Origin of the sequence: Methanocalculus sp. (assembly GCF_029762515.1) — an archaeon.
Classification (GTDB): Archaea; Halobacteriota; Methanomicrobia; order Methanomicrobiales; family Methanocorpusculaceae; genus Methanocalculus.
This window is the reverse complement of record NZ_JARVGN010000316.1, coordinates 1-2757: the sequence shown is the minus strand read 5'-3', so window position 1 is coordinate 2757 and position 2757 is coordinate 1. Positions and strand designations below refer to the sequence as shown.

The window sequence follows — 2757 nt, the reverse complement described above, 5'->3', positions numbered from 1 at the left end:
ATCTTGGGAGATATGCCGGGGAAGCCGCTGTGGCGAGGGTTGAAGGGAGACGCTATCGGATCCAGCCGGGAGAGCCACCAGTACAAAAGCAGCAGAGAAGAGAAGGGCTTATGCAGGAGAGGCAGATTGGGCATCAGGCATCATCCCCGGGCACCATTGCCTGCCTCCCGGTACATGTCGGCCAGCAGGAGGCAGCTCGTATCTCCGGGCAGAAAGGAGAGGCGCGCCTCAGGCTGATCCCACACTGGGCATACCAGTACTCCTGCATGGGACAGGCCACATTCAAGGGAAAGCAGATCTGTTTTGATGGAGAGGGAACAGGTGCTATCAGCGCCATCAATGGCCTGCGTCAGGAGATTGACCCCGAGGAGGTAATTTCAGTTGAGATCCCGGACAATGCGGAGGTTGTCAGGCCATCGATCCCCGCAAAAGATGCGGAGACCCAGATCCTCCAGGCATTAACAGCCGCGCTCTCCCAGAGGATCCGGATCAAGACGGAGAGTGGCGATGCGATCTTTTCAGAGGAGAAGACCTTCAAGCCGAATCGTGAGCAGATCAATCTGAAGGTCTGGCTTGTTCATGTGCCGGTCTGGCAGGTCCGGGGAAGGAATATTGTTGAGGTGAATGCCACCACGGGTGAGATCCTCGCAGAACCAATGGATGAGGGAGTAGAGCTCCTCTAGGCTGAACAGAAATGATGCTGGTAATCGGAGGAGGTCCTGCGGGTCGGATGGCAGCTATGGGAGCTGCTATTGCCGGGGAAGAGGTCACCCTTATTGAGAAACGAAGCCTTGGCGGACAATGCCTGCATGATGGCTGCATGCTGGTCTGCGGCCTGAATGATTGTGCCAGAATGATCCAGTCTGCTGCCCTCTGTGAGAGAGCAGGAATCACCCGTGGCATGCCTGAAGTAAGGTTTCCTGAGCTGATTACAGGCATTCATTCCATACAGCAGACGATTGCCACGATACTTGATGAAGAGACGAAGCATGCCGGAGTACAGGTAATCTATGGTGCAGAGGCTTCAGTCATCGATGGGAAGGCGGTTGTGAACGGCGAGGTGCAGGACGCCGACAGGATCATTATCGCAACCGGTTCAAGACCCCATATTCCAGCCATCCCCGGGATCACCCTTCCGGGAGTATATACCCCGCATACTCTCAAAGAGATGAAACAGCTGCCGGAGAGGATAGCTATCATCGGCGGGGGGGTGATGGCAGCTGAGTTTGCCTATATATTCTCTTCATTCGGGACAGATACCCATATCATCAGCAGAAGCGAATTCCTTCATCAGATTTCCCCCCGCCTGAAGGCAGCAGCCAAAAAGGATCTCCATGATGTCACTATTCATGAAGAAATATCCGTCTCAGGTATTGCAGGAGTAGATACTGCTACAGGAGTTGATGGAGGCGGGTTTCACCTCGATTGTGATTGTGTCTTCATTGCCGCAGGCCTTCTGCCAAACAGCGGGATGATCGAAGGTGTCGATAAGGGAAAGAAGGGAGAGATTCTCGTCAACAGCAGGTTTGAAACAAGCATCCCCGGGATCTTTGCCTGTGGTGATGTGATCGGGGAGCCGGGGCTCACACCGGTTGCACGGCTTCAGGGATTTGCGGCAGCTGATGCTGCTACAGGACGCGACCATCCTGTTGATCTCTCGTACCTCCCCCGTTCAATGAGTCTTGGATATGAATATGCCTGGATTGAACCAATCAGCGACGAGGGGATCACCTATACACTTCCCGGACCGGCAGGACCGGGAACATTCTGGTCCCTGCCCGAGAGGAGGACAGGGATCAGCAGCCTGATGGTTGATGAAGGAACCGGACGGATCCTCAGTTTTGCCGAGGCTTCCCCTGATGCCGGGGCAATGGCGATGTACCTTGCATTCATGGCAGAGAAAGAATTATCTGTCAGGGAGCTTGCCGATATCTTTGAGGTGCACCCGACAGCAGGTGGCATGTACCCTGCGATCCGGTATGCTTCTGCACATCTGAATAAGAAGCAGAAAGAGGACCCCGACTAGTCCCGGTAAGACTCATGCTTCTTTGGAAGGACAAGAGAGAGATAGAGGCGTTCGAAGTAGCGGTCCGTCATGCCTGCAATGAAGTCGCGGACCGCACCTGCCGGAGAGATTGAGGCACGGTACTTTTCTGAGAGCCAGGGGGTATCGAGAAAGTCCGTAAATATTTTGGATCTCTTTTGTTCATCTTCCAGATCGTCTTTGAGTGAGCAGAAGACCACCTCAAACATCTTCCTGATGATCGGATCCTGTGACCGGGTTTTTGGATGCTCGTAGATCTGATCGTAATTGAACCGTTTCAGGAGGATTAATGCATCCCCAATCTCTTCTGAGAAGCCAATAATTCCATCATCACTGCCAGCACTTGATGCCATCAGATCAAGGGTGAGCCGGTTGATAATCTCTGTCTCATCTTCGCCAAGAACAGACCTGATATCTTCTGGAAGTGCACCAAAGCCTTCGATGAGCCCGACTTCGGTTGCATCACGAAGATCACGGGCAATATAGGCGATTGTGTCTGAGAACCGGACAACACAACCTTCAGGGGTGGACGGGATCATCTCGTATCCCGCAGATGCTGCCCTGCATCGATCTTCAAGCAACTCAAATGCATGATCGGGAGGCACCGAAATGGATGAGAGGGTTGTTGCATTTGATTCGCCATCATGGCAGAGGATGCCATCGAGAACCTGATGGGTGAGATCGAGGTTCTCGATCTCATCCAGAAAACGGAC

Annotated in this window: 2 protein-coding genes and 1 pseudogene; 2 read left to right on the top strand and 1 reads right to left on the bottom strand. The window is 53.3% G+C overall.

What is annotated here, in order from left to right:
• Together QCH34_RS10200 and QCH34_RS10195 are read left to right on the top strand one after the other, a co-directional pair.
• On the top strand, positions 1-683 hold a 683-nt coding region (locus QCH34_RS10200; protein WP_300333701.1), incomplete at its 5' end, for a hypothetical protein.
• A gap of 11 nt (positions 684-694) precedes the next feature.
• Positions 695-2026 carry an NAD(P)/FAD-dependent oxidoreductase gene (locus QCH34_RS10195; RefSeq protein WP_366898565.1) on the top strand — a complete coding sequence of 444 codons (1332 nt, stop codon included), beginning with the start codon at positions 695-697 and terminating at the stop codon, positions 2024-2026.
• Here the strand turns inward: QCH34_RS10195 and QCH34_RS10190 are convergent.
• Positions 2023-2757, bottom strand: a pseudogene (locus QCH34_RS10190) (phosphohydrolase); the annotation flags it as partial. The gene QCH34_RS10195 and the pseudogene QCH34_RS10190 sit on opposite strands and share 4 nt — an antisense overlap.